The organism is Ornithinimicrobium pulveris, assembly GCF_050261105.1.
Classification (GTDB): Bacteria; Actinomycetota; Actinomycetes; order Actinomycetales; family Dermatophilaceae; genus Ornithinicoccus.
The window spans coordinates 3,359,586-3,378,958 of record NZ_CP189837.1; the positions used below are offsets into that span (position 1 = coordinate 3,359,586).

The 19,373-nt window shown below is 71.4% G+C and carries 10 protein-coding genes; 6 read left to right on the forward strand and 4 right to left on the reverse strand.

The features are described 5' to 3' along the window. Positions 1 to 8: 8 nt before the first annotated feature. Positions 9 to 2,618, reverse strand: a complete 2,610-nt coding sequence (locus tag ACQBAT_RS15695; protein WP_420747803.1) for a glycosyltransferase — start codon at positions 2,616 to 2,618, stop codon at positions 9 to 11. Between the two features lie 149 nt (positions 2,619 to 2,767). On the opposite strand from ACQBAT_RS15695, the gene ACQBAT_RS15700 reads away from it, so the two are divergent. The 4 genes from ACQBAT_RS15700 (at position 2,768) to ACQBAT_RS15715 (ending at position 10,204) form a co-directional block, all read left to right on the forward strand. Beyond that, positions 2,768 to 4,858 carry an acyltransferase family protein gene (locus ACQBAT_RS15700; RefSeq protein WP_420747802.1) on the forward strand — a complete coding sequence of 697 codons (2,091 nt, stop codon included), beginning with the start codon at positions 2,768 to 2,770 and terminating at the stop codon, positions 4,856 to 4,858. Positions 4,859 to 4,940: 82 nt separating this feature from the next. Further along, positions 4,941 to 6,704, forward strand: coding sequence for a glycosyltransferase (locus ACQBAT_RS15705; protein WP_420747801.1), 1,764 nt, complete (start codon positions 4,941 to 4,943; stop codon positions 6,702 to 6,704). Positions 6,705 to 6,798: 94 nt separating this feature from the next. Then, positions 6,799 to 9,003, forward strand: coding sequence for a glycosyltransferase family 4 protein (locus tag ACQBAT_RS15710; protein WP_420747800.1), 2,205 nt, complete (start codon positions 6,799 to 6,801; stop codon positions 9,001 to 9,003). Positions 9,004 to 9,007: 4 nt separating this feature from the next. After that, positions 9,008 to 10,204: a hypothetical protein gene (locus tag ACQBAT_RS15715; protein WP_420747799.1), complete on the forward strand. Its 1,197-nt coding sequence runs from the start codon at positions 9,008 to 9,010 to the stop codon at positions 10,202 to 10,204. On the opposite strand, the gene ACQBAT_RS15720 is transcribed toward ACQBAT_RS15715, so the two are convergent. Beyond that, a complete protein-coding gene (locus ACQBAT_RS15720) occupies positions 10,100 to 12,436 on the reverse strand; it encodes a glycosyltransferase (protein WP_420747798.1) in 2,337 nt (778 codons plus the stop codon). The genes ACQBAT_RS15715 and ACQBAT_RS15720 overlap by 105 nt on opposite strands. A gap of 53 nt (positions 12,437 to 12,489) precedes the next feature. Between ACQBAT_RS15720 and ACQBAT_RS15725 the strand changes: the two genes are divergently transcribed. Further along, positions 12,490 to 13,653, forward strand: a complete 1,164-nt coding sequence (locus ACQBAT_RS15725; protein ID WP_420747797.1) for a hypothetical protein — start codon at positions 12,490 to 12,492, stop codon at positions 13,651 to 13,653. On the opposite strand, the gene ACQBAT_RS15730 is transcribed toward ACQBAT_RS15725, so the two are convergent. Together ACQBAT_RS15730 and ACQBAT_RS15735 are read right to left on the reverse strand one after the other, a co-directional pair. Further along, entirely contained in the window at positions 13,594 to 15,810 is a 2,217-nt protein-coding gene (locus tag ACQBAT_RS15730) for a glycosyltransferase family 4 protein (RefSeq protein WP_420747796.1), read from the reverse strand. The two genes, ACQBAT_RS15725 and ACQBAT_RS15730, sit on opposite strands and share 60 nt — an antisense overlap. Before the next feature lie 28 nt (positions 15,811 to 15,838). Then, entirely contained in the window at positions 15,839 to 16,906 is a 1,068-nt protein-coding gene (locus tag ACQBAT_RS15735; RefSeq protein ID WP_420747795.1) for an inositol-3-phosphate synthase, read from the reverse strand. 192 nt (positions 16,907 to 17,098) lie between these two features. On the opposite strand from ACQBAT_RS15735, the gene ACQBAT_RS15740 reads away from it, so the two are divergent. Then, entirely contained in the window at positions 17,099 to 19,363 is a 2,265-nt protein-coding gene (locus ACQBAT_RS15740; protein ID WP_420747794.1) for a transglycosylase domain-containing protein, read from the forward strand. Positions 19,364 to 19,373: the final 10 nt, after the last annotated feature.

Below are 19,373 nucleotides of genomic sequence, written 5' to 3' on the forward strand. Positions count from 1 at the left end.
CCTGCAGGTTACCGGGTGGTGGAGTCCACGACCGTGGCGTAGAGCTCCTGATAGCGTGTCGCGTTGGCCGCCCAGGTGCGCTCGATCGTCACCCACTCCCGGGCGCGGGCGGCGATGGCACTCCGGCGGGCGGGGTCGCGCGCCAGCTCGAGCAGCAGCCGCGCGAGGGCAGGGGCATCACCGGCCGGGTAGGACCAGCCACGCTCCCCGTCGCCGATGATCTCCAGCAGGGCCGGCTGCGCGGACACCACGACCGGCACGCCCATAGCCATCGCCTCGTAGGGCTTGAGCGGGGTGACCAGGCGTGCGGCCCGCTCGTCGCTGCGGGGCACGACGAGCACGTCGAGCAGCCCGTAGGCCGCCGCCACCTCCGCGTGCGGGACCGCACCGGTGAAGATGGAAAGCCCCTCCGCGCCGTAGGTGCGCGCGGTCTCCTCCAGCCGGGCGCGCCGGGCGCCGTCGCCGACGATGAGCACGCGCGCGTTGATGCCGAGGTCCTTGAGGATGACGACCGCGCGGAGCAGGTCCTCGATCTGCTCGCGGGCATGGTCCAGGTTGCTGACGTAGCCGAAGGTGAAGTGGCCCTGGGTGCCCCACCGCGAGGCGAGCGCGTCATCGCGGGGGCGGGGGCCGAGGGCCTCCGGGTCCACGGCATTGGGCACCACGCGGATGTCGAGGTCGGCGCTGTCCTCCACGCGGCGCAGCAGATCAGCCCGCATCGTCTCGGCCAGCGTCACCACGCCATCGGCGAGACCGGCCAACTCGGCCTCCTTGGCCATCCGGCGGGTGAACAGCTCGCCTCGCTCGGCCCGCTTCAGTTGCCGCGTCCACAGCGACTCGAAGAAGCCGCGCATCTCATAGATCCACGGCAGCCCCGCCGCGCGCGCCACCGCGGCACCGACCACGCCCAGGTCGTAGCCCCGCCCGCCCGAGTGCACGTGGAGCAAGGCAGGTCGCTCCTGCCGGATCACCTCCAGCAGCACGCTGGCCTGCGCCTCCAGGTATGCCGTTCCCTCCTCCGCGTGCTCGCTCGCCTCCTCCTCCGCCGGCTGTCCTGCCGTCGGCTCAGGCAAGGTGGGGATCAGGTAGCGCACCCCGTCGAGGACGACCTCCTCGATCTGGGGTGCGGGTGGATGAGCGGCGCCGGGGGGATGAGCGGGTCCGGAGGGACTCGTGGGGGCCGCGACGGCGACGACGTCGACTCCCGCCTCGACGAGGGCGCGCAGGCTCTGGTGACCGCGCACGCTGTAACCCGCCTGCCGTTGCGGCAGCACCACCTTGAGGATGTGCAGGACCTTGCCGGGGATGGGGTCGCCCGGTTGGCCGTCAATCGGCCGTGGCTGCCCGTACTGGCCCTCGCTCGCCAGGGTGGGGGCCACCGACCTCGTCGCCGTCGGCAGCCAACCGGGCTCGGTCTCGGTGAGCAGTGTCGTCACGCGGCGCAGGGCAGTGTGGATGCGCTCGGACGCAGGCAGTCCGAGTGCGCGTCGCTGATCGGCCTGCTGCGCGAGCACGTCGCCTTCGAGGGTGAGCGATCCGGTGACCCGGGCGAGAAAGCTGATCTCCCGCAGCAGCGCCGCCTCGTGCGCCGGCGCCGGCGCGGACACTGCGTGCTGCGTGGCGTCGGGCTCCGAATGCTCCGCGGAGCACTCCCTGCCCACCTGCGCAAGCAGCTCTCGGGCACGGGCGAGGGCTGCCTCGTCGCCCTCGTCCGCAGCGAGCCTGATGAGGCTTACCGCCGGTTCGCCGACGGCCGCCCCGAGAGCCTGATCGAGCTGGTCCGGCTGCAGGACAACGTCGACGAGCGCAGGATCCAGCAGGTGGCGCCACGGGCTCCGCCGGTCGGTGGGACGGACCAGGTGCAGCACGGGCGTGGCAGCGGGCAGGGCCGTGAGGTCAAGCACGGCAGGCCCGAGTCCGTCCAGGATCACGGCGTCCACCGGCTCCTGCAGCCAACGGGCATCGTCGTCCGGCACGGTCAGCACGGTGCGCGCCAGGTCTAGCGCGGCGCGCACCTCGGTCCGCACCGTGGTTCCGGGCGCTGGCACCACGGTCAGGGCGTGCCGAGCACCCAGCGGACGATCCTCCCCCACCGACCCAGACGCACCCTCGGTGCTCCGCGGAGCACTCTCCCCAGCAGCATCACCCTCCGCCCGCCGCGCGGCCGCGATCTCCACGACCAGCGCCTCGGCCCCCTGGTCCCAGGTCAGCACCCGCACCGCAGCCGCGGCCGACCCTGGGTCGGAAGCTCGCCACCGCGCCACCGCCTGCGCGGCGATGTCATCCACCGCGACCACGAGCACCTCGTCCTCGTCGGCCGGTGCACCGCTCGCACCACGGCCGATCACCTGCTGCAGCAACCAGCGGTCCCCACCCAGGTGGTCGGCAAACTGTGCCGCGGCCCCACGCAGCGCCCGCCCGGCCCACGATCCCAGCAGCCCGCCCAGCCCCGAGCCGGCCCGCGGGTCGGCGAACCGGTGCCAGTCCGCCGAGCCCTGCGGTGGCTGCTGCGCCCCGGCCCGCACGTCCAGCCCGGCACCGACCGCTGCTCCCAGCAGGGCGGTGACCTCCCCACCCACCACCCGGGTGCCCACCAGCACGAACCTGCGCGACTGCATACGGGAATCCTCGCAGAACCCTCCGACTGCCTCCCGGACGCCGACCGCCACGCCGAACCTCCGGCCTCGAACCGACTCACGCTGAGGTCCGCCGGCAGCGCGATATGCCATCCTTTCCCGGTGCTGCTCCCTGTCGACCCCCGCGCCCGATGACCGCAGGGTCCCGTCCCACCCAGCTGCGCCGCGACATCGAGGGCCTACGGGCCATCGCCGTCGGCGTCGTGCTGCTCTACCACCTCAAGCTGCCGTGGCTGCCCGGCGGCTTCGCCGGCGTGGACATCTTCTTCGTCATCTCCGGCTTCCTGATCACCTCCCTGATGCTGCGCGAGGTCGCCCGGACCGGCACCGTCTCGCTGAGCGACTTCTACGCGCGCCGCGCCCGCAGACTGCTCCCGCCCGCCTCCCTGGTCATCGTGGTCACCCTGATCGCCGGCTGGTTCGTGCTCCCGCGCAGCCAGCGCACCGACCTGCTCTCCGATGTGCTCGGCTCGACGCTCTACGTCGTCAACTGGGTGCTCTCTGCCCGCTCCGTGGACTACCTGGCCGAGGACGCCGGGGCCTCACCGCTGCAGCACTACTGGTCGCTGTCGGTCGAGGAGCAGTTCTATGTCGTCTGGCCGCTGCTGATCCTGCTCGCCCTGTTCATCGCCAGCCGGTCCCGTATGCCGCGACACCGGGTGGCCTTCGTCCTGCTGGGCCTGCTCGGGCTCGCCTCGGCGATCTGGTCGGTCCTGCTCACCCGCTCCGACCCGGCCACCGCCTACTTCGTCACCACCACGCGCCTGTGGGAGTTGGCAGCCGGTGCGCTGCTGGCGTTCGCGGTCGGGCGGCTCGCGCAACTGCCGAGGTGGGCGGCCGAGGTGATGGTGCTCCTCGGCCTGGTGCTGATCGTGGTGGCCGTGACGGTCTTCACCTCCGCTACCCCGTGGCCGGGATGGGCAGCCGGCGTGCCCGTGCTGGGCGCGGTCCTGGTGATCGCCGCCGGGGCGGCGGGCCACCCGACCCTGGGTGCCCGGCTGCTGGGGGTGCCGCCGATGGTGTGGATCGGCGGGCTGTCCTACTCGATCTATCTGTGGCACTGGCCGCTCGTCGTGCTCGCCGAGGCTCGCTGGGGGGCGCTGTCCGTCCCGGCGCTGGTTGGCCTGGGGGTCGCCTCGATCCTGCTCGCCTGGGCCACCAAGCACCTCGTGGAGGACCCCGTCCGCTTCAGCCGCACCCTCTCGGCGCGGCCGTGGCGATCGTTGACCGCCGGTGGCGTGGCGATGGCGCTGATCTGCGCGGTAGCCCTGGCCCTGTGGACGACGCGTCCGACCGTCACGCCCGCGGACCGGGGCGACGTCGCCGGTGCGGGGATGCTGGTGGCTGATCCGGAGGCCTCCGACTGGGAGCTGGTGGCGGACCCAGCCTCGGACTTCGACGCCACCGGACCCCTCGTGCCTGACCCGCCGACGGCGCCGAAGGACATCCCGAGCTACTACGCCGACGACTGCCAGGTCGATGAGGGCGATCCGCTGCCCCGCGACCACTGCGTCTACGGGGTCACCGATTCTGACGTCGAGGTGGTGCTGTGGGGGGACTCCAAGATCGGTCAGTACTTCACCCCCTTCGAGCACATCGCCCTCGAGGAGGGCTGGCGGCTGAAGACCTACCTCAAGAGCAGGTGCCCGCCCACCAGTGCCGGCGCGCCCCATGACGACTGCAGTGAGTTCGGTGGTCATGCGCTCGAGGAACTGCTGGCCGACCCGCCTGATGCCATCATCATCGGCGCCGGCACCGGTTCCACCGAGCAGTTGAGCGAGGGCCTGATCGCCACGATGCGCCCCCTCACCGAGCAGGGCGTGCCGATCGTGGTGCTGCGGGACAACCCGCACCCCGACTATCCCGAGGACGGCCCCTGGTCGAATGCCTACGACTGCGCGGACGTCAACAGCGACGATCTCCGGGCCTGCGATTTCCCCCTCACTCCCTCGCCGAGTGACGAGATGATGGATGGTCTGGCCGAGGAGCTGGACCTGCCGATGATCGACCTCAACGAGTGGATGTGCCCGGCGGACCTGCCCTGTCCGGTCGCGATCGGTGGCTCCTTGATCTATCGCCAGGGCAGCCATGTCACGGACACCTACGCCCGCACCCTCACCCCCTTCCTGCACCGCGAGCTGGTGCGGGCCGGGCTCTCCACGACCCCCGCAGAGGAGATCGGCCTGGACGATGTTCCGCACAGCGCGGAGGGATCAGGGTGAGGTCCCGAGCTCGGCCCTGACCGCGCGTATGCTCGTGGACCATGGTCCCCACCCCCCTGAACCTGCCCTCAGGAGCGCGCCGGTGAGCACGATCGACCGAGTCCGTCGAGGCCTGGGTGCCCGGATCGCGGGTGCCCAGATGAGTTCGCAGCCGCCCGGCAACCCCGCGGACCCCTCAGTCATCGACCTGCGTCCCGCCGTGCTGCGCTGCGTCGGTCGTCGGCCCACGACCCGCCGAGTCCCGACGAGCTCTGCCCGGGTCGCCGTCGCCGCGAGCGACGCTGTCCGGCGGGGGCTGTCCTGGGAGTGGGAGCAGACCGACCTCACGGCGCGCACCTGGGAGAAGGTGCTGCCCGCCGACGGCGAGTCGTCCGAGGCAGAACAGCCCAACCTCGACCTGGTGGTCGTGGAGGTCGCGGGCGCTGGCATCGCCGGCTGGCCGGTCACGGTCACGCCTGCCGAGCTCGCGAGCGCGGCACAGCGGCTCGGGATCCCCAGCATCGCCTGGGTCAGCGCCCCACCCCATGACGACGTCGACCTCAGCGGCTTCGACCACGTGCTGGACGCGCAGGCTCTGCCGCCCGCGACCCAGCCCAGGGCTCTGGGGGGCTCCCACCTCCCCGGGCCGGAGCGGCTCGCTGACGTGCTGATCCTGGACCTGCCCGACCCCGTCAACCAACCCGCCGACGACGCTGGCAACGAGCACGCCGACGACGCTGACAACGACCCCGCAGCCGAGGGCCAGCTGGCCGCCCTGGAGAGCGCCGGGCTGGTGACCCACCACTGGGACGCCACCTCCCGCGAGCTGCGCGAGGGCGTCGGCACGCTGGCCAGCGCCTACCGGGTCCTGCTCGATGTCGGTCGGCGCGAGCTCACTGACACCCGACCGGTGCTGGACGCCCTCGCGGACCGGACCGCCGTCGTGACCACCCCGGGTCGGGCGCAGCGACTGCCGGAGCCGCTGCGCCAGCTGGTCGCGACCGGTGACGCGGGCGACCTGCGCCGCCAGGCCAGCGTGCTGGCCCGCCAGGATGAGTACCGCGACCGGGCCACCCACCTGGGCCTGCGCGCGGTGCTGGACGGGCACACCTACGCCGACCGCGCGAGCACCCTGCTGCGCCACACGGAGGCGCATGCCGTGCCCACCCCCTCGCGCACCGTCTCGGTGGTCGTCCCGACCAACCGGCCGCACGAGATCACCAACGTGCTCGAGAACGTCGCCCGCCAGGAGCGGGTCGAGACCGAGTTGATCATCGTCGCCCACGGCCTGGACCTCGACCATGCCGAGCTGAAGGCGCAGGCTGCCGACCTGGGCGTGGGTGAGCTGACCATCCTGCACGCGGACCGCCAGGAGACGCTGGGGGCCGTGCTCAACCGCGGTCTGGACGCCGCCTCCGGCGCCTACCTGGCGAAGATGGACGACGACAACTTCTACGGCGCGCACTTCCTGGGCGATCTCGTCGATGCCTTCGCGCACACCTCGGCCGGCATCACCGGCAAGTGGGCGCACTACGTCTGGCTCAAGGCCAGCCGCACGGTGGTGCTGCGCTTTGAGAAGTACGAGCACACCTATCACCGGCTCGTCCAAGGGGGATCGATCGTGGCCACCCGCGACGTCGCCCTCGACATCCGGTTCAGCAACATCCCGCGCGCGGTCGATTCGGACTTCCTCAACCGGGCGATGGCCGCGGGGGTCCAGACCTACTCCGGGGACCGCTACAACTTCGTCAGCATCCGCGGGGACGACCGCCTCAGCCACACCTGGAAGGTGGACGACCTGATCTTCCTGACCGGCGCCGGGCGCGTGATCACCTACGGTGACCCGCGCGAACTGGTCTCGGTCTGAAGGGGGGTCGCTCGTCATGACGAGGTCGAACCCGACCGGGTCATCACCCACCCCACGCCCCACCACTCGACCCGACACGCACCGAAGGACGTCGATGCCCTCGTTCCTGGACCGCGGTCGCCAGCAGTCCCGCCGCATCGCCGCAGGCCTGGCCGCCCGCCTGCCGGTCGGCACCGGCCCGCAGCAACTCACCGACTTCGTCACCGCGACCCGGCTGCGCCGCGGCCAGCGGCTCATCGAGACCGATCCGCAGGCGGCGCTGGAGATGCTCGAGCCGCTGCTGGAGGCCGACCCCTCCCCCGAGGTGCTGCTCGCCGTGGCCCGCGCCCACGAGCGGGCCGGCTCGGTCAAGCGCGCCAATGAGCTCGCCGACCAGGCCGTCTCGCACGAGGCGAGCACGATGACGGCGCTGCAGGAGCGCCGCAAGCTCGCCGCGCGGACGGGCTTCGCCGAGCACACCAGCCGCACGCTGGATCTGATCGCCACCCGCGTCCCGACCAGCCAGGACGAGTTGACGCTGGCGGAGAACGAGTTGCGGGGCGCCCCCCGCCCCCTCCTGGAGACCTTCGCCGCCACCGTGGCCGAGGGCCCGGAGGACGGGGACTTCACGGCCGATGCGGTCGAGCTGGCGCAGGCGCTGCTCGACGAGGACACGCTCGTCACCGCGCACGCCGAGGACCCCGCCCGGTATGCCGCTCTCGTCGAGGAGGTGCTGACCACCCGGGCCCAGCCGATCTCGGTCGTCACCCGGGCGCTCACCCGCCGCCGCGCATGGCAGGAGGTGGCCGACTTCGTCTGCGTCACCCCCGGCAGCCAGCGGGTCGGACCGCAGGCCTCCGGCCGGTTCCCGGTCCGCGACGTCGTGGATGCCGCCACCCGCGCGCTGCGCGCGGGGCACGCCACCCCGGCCGCCATGCTCGCGGCGAGGGCGCTCGCTGCGCAACCGCGCTCCCGCACCGCCCAGGAGACCTTCACCTCGGCCCACGACCAGATCCGGATCGTGCGCAGCGGCTGGGACTTCCCGCCCCGCGACGCCGCGGTGCAGCGTCCCTATGATCCCGATCCGCGCTCGGCGCTCGCGGTGCTTTCCCAGTCCCTGCCCCACACCTCCGGCGGCTACGCGACCCGCACGCACGGCATCCTCACCGGCCTGGCCGCCCGGGACCGCCGGATCGAGGCCGTGACCCGGTTGGGCTTCCCCTACGACCGGTGGCCCGGCAGCAAGCGCGGTGTCCCGGCCAAGGACACCGTGGACGGGATCGTCTACCACCGGCTGCTCGACAAGCGTCGGCGTTACCCGCAGCACCCGCTCACCGACTACGTCCAGGAGACGGCTGAGGGCATCGAGCGACTGGCCCGCGAGCAGCGCGCGAGCCTGATCCACGCCAGCAGCTTCTACGTCGCGGGGCTCGCGGGCATCACCGCCGCCCGCCGCCTGGGCATCCCCTTCCTCTACGAGATGCGCGGCCTGGAGGAGCTGATGAAGATCTCCCAGGATCCGGCCTTCGCAGGCTCGGACCGGGAGGCCTTCCTCCAACTGCTCGAGACCGGCCTGGCCACCGAGGCCGACGCAGCCCTGATCATCACCCGCGCGCTGCGCGAGGAGATGGTGGCGCGCGGCGTCCCGGAGGAGCGCGCGATCGTGGTCCCCAACGGCGTGAACACCGCCGACTTCCGGCCCCTGGAGCGCGACCGCGAGCTCGAGGCGCGCTACGGCTTCGGCGGCAAGACGGTGATCGGCTATGTCGGTGGCCTCGTGCACTACGAGGGTGTCGACCTGCTGATGGAAGCGGTCGCCCGGCTCCGCGGCCGTCGGGACGACTTCCGCGTGCTGATCGTCGGTGACGGGCCGGCCGAGCGCGCCGTCCGCGAGGCCGCCGTGAGCAACGAGGTCCTGGACGTCGTCACCTTCACCGGCCGGGTCCCCCACCACGAGGCCCGCACCTACCTCTCCCTCGTCGACATCGCCCCCTTCCCACGCCTGCCGCTGCCGGTCTGCGAGCTGATCTCGCCGATGAAGCCGTTCGAGTCGATGGCCATGGGCAAGGCTGTCGTGGCCTCGGACGTCGCGGCGCTCGCCGAGATCGTCACCGACGGGCGCACCGGCCGGCTGTTCGCCAAGGGCGATGTGGACCACCTGGCCGCCGTGCTCGAGGACCTCGTCGCCGACCCCGAGCAGCGTCGCCGCCTCGGTGAGGAAGCCCGCGACTGGGTCGTCCGCGAGCGCGACTGGTCCACCATCACCGCGGTCGTGGACGGTGTCTACGACGAGGTGCTGGCCCGACACGGCCTGCGCTGAGCAGATGACCACCCCCGCGGAGACGGCACGCGACCTCGTCGTCTCCTACTGCTTCCCGCCGTATGTCGACACTGCCGCGATCATCGCCGCCAAGCGGGTGCGCGAGGCCGGGCGCCCGGTGGACGTGATCCAGAACGAGATGAGCGAGCTGCGGCCCCAGGACGAGAGCCTGGCCCTGATCGCCGACCACCTCGTGGTCCGCCGCCACGAGGTGCCCACCCCGTCCCGGTTCGGCACCTGGGGGGCGGTGGTCCCCTGGGTGGAGCAGGGCCTGGACCAGGCCCTGGCCTGGGATCGCACAGGTCCCGGCTACAAGCGCCTCTACTCCCGCGCCCAGTTCAGCGCCAGCCACATCCTCGCCGCCCGGATCAAGCTGGCGCGCCCCGACCTGCGCTGGACAGCAGAGTTCTCCGACCCGCTCTCGACCGATGTGGCCGGCGACCTTCGCTACCACGCGGTCCGGCGCGATCCCCTCCTCACGCTGCTCGGCGCAGGCCTGCAGCGCGCCGGGTGGCCACCGCCGGAGAACGGCAACCTCTTCTCCTGGGCCGAGGAGCTGCCCTTCGGGCTGGCCGACGAGATCCTGTTCACCAACGAGCACCAGCGCGAGCAGATGCTGGAGGCGGTGGCGGATCCCGACCTCCGGGACAGCGTGCGACAGCGCAGCACGATCGCCCCGCACCCCACCCTGGGGCCGGAGTTCTACGCCCTCGCCGATCCTGAGCTCACCCTGGAGCCCGGGCGCCGGCACATCGGCTACTTCGGCAACTTCTACGCCACCCGCGGCATGGACACGGTGCTGGACGCTCTCGCCCTGCTGCCCCGCGAGCAACGCGACCGGCTCCAGCTGCACCTGTTCGCCGGCGCTCACGACAAGCTCATCCCCCTGGTCAAGAAGCGGGGCCTGGCCGACGTCGTCCAGGTGCGCCCCTTCGTCGGCTTCCTCGACTTCCTCGCCCTGACCCGGCGGATGGACGTTCTCCTGGTCAACGACGCCATCAGCACCGCCTCGCACACCCGCAACCCGTTCCTGCCCTCCAAGTGGAGCGACTACAAGGGCTCGGGCACCCCGGTCTGGGGGATCGTGGAGCCCGGCTCAACCCTGTCCGGGCAGGACCTCGCCCACCGTTCTCCGGTCGCGCACGTCAGCGCCGCCGTCCAGGTGCTTGCCCGGATCGCCGACGAGGCCGGGCGTCGCTGACCCGAGCACGATCGTGGCCAGGCGTTCCACCGTGTCGGTGGAGCGGAAGGATCTGGCCACCGCGTCGAGTGTCTCCTGGGAGGCGCTCGCCCACGCCTCCTCGCCCGTATGCCGCAGCACCCGGTCCGCAGCCTCTGTCACCGAGTCGACCACCCAGTCGGCGGGGAACAACGCCCTGGCCCCGCCCAGGCTCGCCAGCATCGGCCAGTCCCGCACCACCGGGACCGCGCCCGAGGCGGCGCCTTCGACCAGCCCGAGCCCGAAGCTCTCCCGGCGGCTGGTGCTCAGCACGAAGCCCGAGGCCCGGAGGTGCGGACCGATCTCCCGCGTGCGGCCGGTGAACTCGACGGCGTCACGCACGTCGGGGGCCAGCAGCCGACGGCGGAACTGCTCGGCATAACGCTGCTCGGAGATCACCGCCGTCGGGCTGAAGTCCGGACCCACCAGCCGCAGCCGCCACCGCTCGTCCTGCTCCCGCAGCACGGCCAGCACCTCGAGGGCGAAGAGGGGATCCTTGACCCGCTGCGCCCAGCCGATCATCACCATCCGATGCCGCGAGTCCGGAGTCTTGTCGGTGGGGATCCGACTCTCGTCGAGCACGTTCGGCACCACGTGCACCTGGACGTGCGCCAGCCGCTCCCCGAGCTGGGCTTCGACCAGTCGGCGCAGGGGATCCCCGACCAGCACAAGGTTGGCGACCCGGGACCAGTCGGCGAGGTGGATCCAGGGCGAGAGCGCATCCATGCTGTGGATCCGCACGGTGACCCGGACCCCCTCGGGCACGCTCATCAGCGCAGCGAGCCCGCCGCGGTCGACCCAGTCGACGAAGAGCGCATCGGTCGTCCCGAGCTCCTCCAGCAGGAGCTCGTCCAGGACGCCGTCGCCGGCACCGAGTGCCTGGTCCAGGCGCGCCCGCACCACCTCGGCCCGCAACCCCAGCCCGCGCAGTTCCTTATGACGGGCGGCGACGTCGACCACGCGCACGTCGGCGTGCCGCTGCAGCTCGGTCACCACCCCGCTCGCGAAGCCGCCGTACGTCCCCGGCACCACCACCACCCTCGGCAGACCAAACATCGTGTCGTCGGAGTGGTCGTGGGCGCGGTCGTGGGCGCGGGCACGACGATCCTCGGTATGACGTTCCTGGGCACGCGCCGAGCGTGGCCGGCGGGGCCCGGGCTTGGCGAGCAGCCGACCCACGGCCGACTCCCGCCAGGGCGCCAGGAAGGCGTCGGGGTCCTCGACCAACGGAGAGCTCAGGGTGTCTGCGTGCAGTTCGCGGTGGAAGAGCAGCCGCAGGGCCAGCGTGCTGGCCGCGGCGACAGACTCGATATCGATATCTCCGTCCGTCTCGCCGTCAGCGTCACCGTCAGCAGCTCCCGCCAGCGCCCCGTCGGCGACCTCGGTCAGGGTCGTGACGACCGGACCCACCTGCTCGATCAGGCCGGTCTCACGCATGCCGCTCTCGATCAGGCCGTTCCCGATCAGGTCACTCCCGATCCGCTCATCTCGCTCATCTGCGGGCTCGGCCGACAGCAGGGTCTGCAACCGCCAGCCCTGCCGCATCGCGTCGTCGAAAGCGTCCTCCCCCGCTGCGGTGACCAGCGACATCACCTGGTGGGCGACGGCATACTCCCCGACGTCGTGCAGTCCTTCGACCACCCCCAGCAGCAGCCCCTGGTGAGCGTCGGGGACCGTGCCGCCCACCGCCTCCACGTCCGACAGGAGCCGTCTGATCTCCTTGCCGGTCAGCCGCCCGGTGTTCTCGGATCCGTCACCGAGCCGTCGGCCGAGGTCGCGCCACAGGTGGCCCAGGCGCTCGTGCTCGGCGAGGTCCGCCTCGGTCAGCTGGCGCGCACCGTGAGCCAGCCGATCAACTGTCGCCTGTGCGGCGTCATCCAGGGGCAGGACGGCCTCGGCGCGCGACAGGTGACCGGCGGCCCGGGCGTCATCCAGCACCGCCCCGACCAGCCCTGATCCGGTGGTGCGGTGCCGCAACCGATCGACGACGCGGGCAGCGCGCTCCCTCAGCCCACCCCCCGATGCCTCCGCCACCCGCACTCGGCCACGCAGCGAACGCAGCCGCGGCCCCGGCTCACCGGTCCGCCACATCAGGACCACCTTGGTGCCCGCCGCCGCCAGACCGCGCAGTGCCGGCGCGACGCGGTCGAACTCCGACGCGTCCTGCGCCAGGGCGATCAGCGAGGTCGGGGTGGGCATCGCGGTGGGAGGCACACCGCAGACGATACGCATCGCGCTCGGCGGTGGCGGCGATAGAGTGCCCGATGATGTCCGATCTCGTCGTGGCCTACTGCTTCCCGCCGTATGTCGATCCCTCCGCGATCGTGGCCGCCAAGCGGGTTCGCGAGCGCGGCCGGCCGGTCGACGTCATCCAGAACGCGATGGACGGCTTCCGGCCGGTGGACCCCGGGCTGGAGTCGATCGCTGGTGACCTCGTGGTCCGGCGCGCGGAACTCACCTCCACGACCCACTTCGCCTCGTGGTCCTCGATGAGCCAGTTCTCCCAGCTCGGGGTCCAGCAGGCCCTCGCCTGGGATCGCGCCGGTCCGAGATATGAGCGGGTCTACAGCCGGGCGCAGTTCGCCGCGAGCCACGTGCTCGCGGCCCGGCTGCTGCTCAGCCGACCCGATCTGCACTGGACCGCGGAGTTCTCCGACCCCCTCTCCCGCCAGGTGGACGGCTCGGTCCGTCGCTCCAAGGCCCCGGACGGTGCCCTGCGCCGGCGGCTGGCAGCGCGGGTGCGCAAGGCCGGCTTCCGGCCCCCCGAGGACGACAACGCCTTCACCTGGGTCGAACAGGTCAGCTATGCCCTGGCCGACGAGCTGGTCTTCACCAACGCCCACCAGCTGGACCTGATGATGGCCGACGTCGAGGACCCAGAGCTGGTCGCCAGGGTGCGGGAGGTCGCGGTGATCTCCCCCCACCCCGTCCCACCGGCGGAGTTGTACTCGATGAGGGATCCGGAGTATCCCCTGGAGCCGGGGGTGCGGCACATCGGCTACTTCGGGCGGTTCTACGCCACGCGGGGCATGCATACCGTGCTCGATGCCTTGGCCGCCCTCCCCATCCAGGTGCGGGAGAACCTGCGGCTGCACGTCTTCAGCGGTGAGGCCGCCGACCTCGACGATGACATCGCCGCGCGGGGGCTGGAACGGTGGGTCCGCACCGGTCCCTATCTGGGCTACCTCGACTTCCTGGCGCTCGCGGCCAGGATGGATGTGCTGCTCGTCAACGACGCCGTCACCGATGGCACCTTCGCCCAGAATCCCTACCTGCCGTCCAAGTGGAGCGACTATGCGGGCAGCGGCAGCAGGGTGTGGGGCCTGGTCGAGGCCGGATCGACGCTGGAGGGTGTGCCGCTGGACCTGCGCTCACCCGTCGAGCACGCCACCGCTGCGGCCCGGGTGCTGGCCAGCATCGCGCGCGGCTGAGGTCGGCGCACCCACACCCAGGATCACATCGCACAGGGTCTGCAGCGTGGTGTCGCTGGCATAGCGCTCCCGCACCTCCGCCCGGGCCCGGGCCGACGCCTCGGACCAGGCCGGCTCCTCGGCGTGCGCGAGGATGCGCTGCACCGCCCCCTCGATGCTGTCGATCACCCAGTCCGTCGGGACGACCGAGTGCGCTCCGCCGAGGCTGGCGAAGATCGGCCAGTCGCGCACCACCGGAACGACGCCGGAGCCGGCGGCCTCCATCATGCCGAGCCCGAAGGACTCCCGTCGGCTCAGGCTCAGCACGAAGCCGGCCCGCTCCAGGTGGGGGGCGATGTCGTCCGTCCACGGCACGAAGTCGACCGCCTCCCGGACGTCATCGCGGACCAGCCGCTCGACGAACTCGTCGGCGTAGCGGTCTGCGGAGACGTACTTGCCCCGCAGCAGGTCGGCGCCGAGGAAGGTGAGCTCCCAGTCCGGGTCGTGCTCGCGCAACCGGGCCAGCACCTCGAGGGCCCACAGCGGCTCCTTCACCGTCTGTCCCCAGCCGATCATCAGCAGCCGGCGCCGGTGACCAGGGGCCTTCTGGGTGCCGAACCGCTCGGCATCCACCACATTGGGCACCACGTGCACGCGGGTGTCGGCCAGTCGGTCACCGAGCAGGTGGTGCATCAGCTGGCGCATGTGCTCACTCACCACGACCAGGTCGCCCACCCGGCTCCAGTCCAGCAGGTGCACCCAGGCGGACAGGGCGTCCATGCTGTGCACGCGCAGAGTCACCGGTAGCCCAGGTGGGGCGGACAGGACGAGCTCAAGGGCACCGCGATCACCCCAGTCGAGGAAGGCGGCGTCCGCACTCTCCAGCTGGCTGATCAGCTCCAGATCAGGGGTGCGGGGCCGACCGAGGGCCTGGCGCAACCGCTTGTTGACCATCAGCCGACTCACCCCGAGCCAGCGCAGGGAGGCGCGGGCGCTGAGCTCGACCACCTCCACGTCGGCCCGCTCCGAGAGCGCCTCCACCACGGGTGGGGCGAACTGGGGAAAGGTCCCGGGGGAGACCACGACGCGCGGGGATCGCGAGGCATGTTCGGCACCCGTCGATCCTGAACGCGCCTCCTCGGTGTCCGCGGCCTGCTGCGCCGCTCGTGCACCTGCCGGTCCAGGATCTGCGGGTGTCGTGGCGAGCAGCTGCCCGACTCGGGAGCCGCGCCAGGCCGCCAAGAAGTCATCCGGGTCCTCGACCAGGGGTGAGCTGAGTTGGTCCGCGTGCAACTCCCGGTGGAAGAGCAGCTCAAGGGCAAGGGTCACCAGATCCGCGGCGTCGTCGATCCGCCCGTTCGCCACGGCTTCGTCGGCGCAGGAGATCAGGGCGGTCGCCGCGGGCCGCAGCCCGTCGGCCTCCTGCCCGGCTGCCGAGGTCGCGACCAGCGCCATCAACCCAGCACGCATCGCCTGCTCCTCGGCCGTCGCGGCCCGGTCGGGGGCAAGGTGATCGGCGAGCTGCTGGGCCAGGGCGAACCTGCCCTGCTGGTGCAGACCTTCCACGAGCGGCACGAGCAGCCACTGATGTTCGTCCGGAACCCGGCCGCCCAGCAGGTCGACGCGCTCGAGCAGGCCTCTCACCAGCTCCTCGGTGACCTCGACCCCATCGTCGACCAGTTCTTCCACCCAGGTCCAGGTCTCCCAGACATCCCGATACCACCGCAGCTCATCGGCGGGCACGAGCGGCAGGTCGGCACCGACCAGGTGCTCCTCCAACTCCCTCGCCTCGTCGCCGACCAGGATCAGGGCGTCTGCCTTTGCCAGCAGGCGGAGGGCGCGAGGGTCCTGGTGCACCGCGCCGAGCAGTGTGCCGCGCTCGGACCACCAGCGTCGGGGCGACCTGCTCGAATCGGCGACCTGGCGCAGCAGCGCGCGAGGCGTGTGCATCCCGACGGGCTGCAGCTGGCGGCGCGCCTTGAACGAGCGCAACCGCTTGCCCGGCTCGCCCTCGCGCCAGATCAGGACCACGGTGTGGCCGAGGGCGGTGAGACCACGCAGCCGAGCGTGGATCTTCTCCAGATCGCCGACCTGGTCGGCCAGCGCCACGATCCGACGCGCAGCATCAGTGGGCACCACGAGCCGATCCGGCCGGTCCACCTTTCCGATCGCTGACACGGACCGAGGATAGCCCGCGAGGTGGGGGTCAGCCCCGGATGAAGGCCTCCACGGCCGCGCGGCCCTCCTCGTCGGGCAGCTGCACCGGCGGGGACTTCATCAGGTACGCCGAGGCGCCGATCACCGGTCCGCCCTCGCCGCGGTCCTGGGCGATCTTGGCCGCGCGGATGGCGTCGATGATGATGCCGGCGGAGTTCGGGGAGTCCCAGACCTCGAGCTTGTACTCCAGGTTCAGCGGGACGTCGCCGAAGGCGCGGCCCTCCAGTCGGACGTAGGCCCACTTGCGGTCATCCAGCCACTGGACGTAGTCCGAGGGGCCGATGTGCACATCGCGGTCAGCCATCGAGCGGCTGACATTGGAGGTGACGGCCTGGGTCTTGGAGACCTTCTTGGACTCCAGCCGGTCCCGCTCGAGCATGTTCTTGAAGTCCATGTTGCCGCCGACGTTGAGCTGGTAGGTGCGGTCGAGCACCACGCCACGGTCCTCGAAGAGCTTGGCCATCACCCGGTGGGTGATGGTGGCGCCGACCTGGCTCTTGATGTCGTCCCCGACGATCGGCACGCCCGCCTCGGTGAACTTGGCGGCCCACTCCGGGTCGGAGGCGATGAAGACGGGCAGGGCGTTGACGAAGGCGACACCAGCGTCCAGCGCGCACTGAGCGTAGAACTTGTCGGCCTCCTCGCTGCCAACGGGCAGATAGGAGACAAGGACATCGACCTCGGCGTCCTGGAGCGCCTGCACGACGTCGACCGGCTCCGCGGTGGACTCCTCGATCGTCTCGGCGTAATAGCGGCCGATGCCGTCGAGGGTCGGACCACGCTGAACGGTCACGCCGGTCGTCGGGACGTCCGCGATGCGGATGGTGTTGTTCTCGCTGGCCTCGATCGCCTCGGCCAGGTCCTTGCCGACCTTGGCGGCGTCCACGTCGAAGGCGGCCACGAACTCGACATCGCCCACGTGGTAGTCGCCGAAGCGCACGTGCATCAGCCCGGGTACCTGCTGCTGGGGGTCGGCGTCACGGTAGTACACGACACCCTGCACCAGGGAGCTGGCACAGTTGCCGACTCCGACGATTGCGACACGGATCGATGCCATCTTGCTTCTCTCTCCTACCAGGTCGACGCTGCTTGAGGCCGCGACCAAGGGTCGGGCCCACCGTCGGGTGACAACGCCGCCGTGTCGTCGTTGATTCCGGCACGTGGTTGATTCCGACTCGAGGTTGACGACGGCACGGGTTGATTCCGCGCGTCCCAGGATCTGCCCAGCAGCTGCGGGCACAATGTCCTGGTGAACCGCTCTGCTCCTCGCTCCCGGCGCGATGGTCGTCGGGATCGTCGTCAGCGGCGCCGTCGTGGCGTCTTCCGGCGGATCCTGCTCTGGATGCTGGGCCTCGGGCTGCTCGTCGTGGCCCTGGGCGCCGGCGCCTTTGCGTATGCCTACTCCCGCACCGAGATCCCGGCCCCCAACGACTTCGCCGACTCCCAGAGCACGATCCTCTACTACGCCGACGGCAGCACCGAGCTGGCCCGGTTCACCGGCGGCTACGACCGCGAGGACGTGGAGCTGGGCGAGGTGCCCGACCACGTGCAGAAGGCGATGCTGGCCGCCGAGGACCGCACGTTCTACCAGAACGAGGGCGTCTCGATCACCGGGACGGCCCGCGCGGCCTACCGCAGCCTGACCGGGGACGGCCTGCAGGGTGGCTCCACGATCACCCAGCAGTACGTGAAGAACTACTACCTGACTGCCGACCAGACCTTGGATCGTAAGGTCCGCGAGTTGATGATCGCGATCAAGATCGACAACGAGCGCTCCAAGGACGCGATCCTGCAGGACTACCTCAACACCATCTACTTCGGCCGCGGCGCCTACGGCATCCAGACCGCCAGCCAGGCCTACTTCCGCAAGGACGTCAGCGAGCTCACCGTCTCCGAGGGTGCCTTCCTGGCCGCCGTCACCAACGCGCCCTCGCTCTTCGACCCGGACGCCGCGGACGGCAACGAGGAGCGCGCCCGGGCGCGGGTCGACTACGTGCTCGACGGCATGGTCCAGGAGGGCTGGTTGAGCGCCGCCGACCGGGAGGCGGCGTCCTTCCCGGAGATCAGCTCGGCCCCCACCCCGACGGCGGCCCGCGGCGTCGACGGCTACGTCGCCCAGAAGGTGCGTGATGAGTTGCGCGACCAGATCGGGCTCGAGGACTCCCTCATCGACTCCGGCGGCCTGCGCGTGACCACCACGATCGACAAGCAGCACCAGGACGCGGCCAAGGCTGCCGTGGAGCAGTTCCGTCCCACCGGCACCGGCACCGACGACATCTCGCTCGGTCTTACCGCGGTCCGCCCCGGCGATGGGGCGATCACGGCGATGTACGGCGGCGACGACTACCAGCAGACCCAGCTCAACAGCGTCACGGACACCCGGGTGCAGGCGGGCTCGTTGTTCAAGCCGATCACCCTGGCCGCTGCGGTGGCCGACGGCGTGGACACCCTGAACACCTTCCCCGGCCCGAGCCCGATGACCTTCGGCACCGAGGGTGGCGAGGTCGAGGTCCGCAACTTCCGCGGCATCTCCTTCGGCACCCTCGACCTGCGGGTGGCCCTGGCCGAGTCGGTGAACACCGTCTACGTCCAGCTCAACGAGGAGATTGGACCCGAGCTGACCCGCCGGGCCGCGATCGACCTCGGCATCCCGGAGGACACCCCGGGTCTGGACTCCGATCTGACCAACGTGCTCGGCACGGCCTCCCCGACCCTGCTCCAGATGACCAACGCCTACGCCACCCTGGCGGCCGAGGGCGAGCGCGCCCAGCCCTATCTCGTGGCCACGGTGGTCGACCGGACTGGGGAAACGACATACGAGGCGGACCCGGAGCTGGAGCGCGGGATCGACCGCGACGTGGCGGTCGATGTGACCGACGCGATGACCTACGTGATGACCCAGGGCTCGGGGATGAGTGCTGGTGACCTCGGCCGCCCGAGCGCGGGCAAGTCTGGCACCAGCGAGAACAACGTCTCCGCCTGGTTCGACGGCTTCGTCCCGCAGTTGGCGGCCGGCGTGGTGATGTACAAGGGCGACGGCACGGTCCCGATGCAGGACGTGGGCGGCCTGGACCAGATCACGGGCGGAACCTTCCCGGCCCAGGTCTGGGGCGAGTTCATGCGGCGCGCGATGGAGGGTGAGGAGGTCATCCCCTTCCCCGAGCGCGTCGGCGTCGGTGAGCTGCTGCGCACCACGCAGGCACCGGAGCCGGAGGTGGAGCCGACCACCGAGGCGCCGGAGCCGACCGAGACCGAGGAGCCGACGCAGACCGAGGACCCGACCGAGACCGACGAGCCCACGCAGACCGAGGATCCGACCGAGACGGACGAACCGACCTCGCCCGAACCGACGTCGCCCGAGCCCACGACTCCGCCGACGGATGAGCCGACCACGCCGGCACCCCCGAGCCCGACGAGCCCATCCCCGCCCACCCCGGCCCCGCCCTCGCCCCCCGGTGAGGACGGCGGCGACGGTGGCGGTGGCGCCCAACCGGTCCCCACGCCCACCGGCTGACCTACCCTTG